The 470-nt window shown below is 70.2% G+C and carries 1 protein-coding gene; it reads left to right on the top strand.

Translation table 11 applies throughout. From position 1 onward, the window contains the following. Positions 1-470, top strand: a 470-nt coding sequence (locus ACOV8S_RS31240) for a condensation domain-containing protein (protein ID WP_448321856.1), incomplete at both ends; no start/stop codon positions are given.

Genomic DNA, 470 nt, shown 5'->3' with positions numbered 1-470 from the left:
CTGGCGAGCAGGCAGCTGGCCTACTGGAAGCAGACCCTCGACGGGATTCCCGACCAGCTCGAGCTGCCCTTCGACCGGCCCCGCCCGAAGACCGCCGACCACCGCGGCGACACCGTCCCCCTCCACGTCGACCCGTCCCTGCACCGCGCACTGCTCGACCTCGCCCAGGACACCGGCACCACCCTCTTCATGGTGCTCCAGGCCGCCCTCGCCACCCTCCTGAGCCGACTGGGCGCCGGCACCGACATCCCCCTGGGCACCCCCGTCGCCGGACGCACCGACGAAGCACTCGACGACCTCGTCGGCTTCTTCGTCAACACCCTCGTCCTGCGCAACGACACCTCCGGCAACCCCACCTTCCGCGAACTCCTCACCCGCACCCGCGAAACCGACCTCGCCGCCTACACCCACCAGGACATCCCCTTCGAACGCCTCGTCGAAGCCATCAACCCCCAACGCTCACTCGCCCG

This window comes from Streptomyces sp. CO7, from assembly GCF_053474865.1.
The sequence above is the reverse complement of the archived record's forward strand: the minus strand, read 5'-3'. Positions and strand labels throughout refer to the sequence as shown.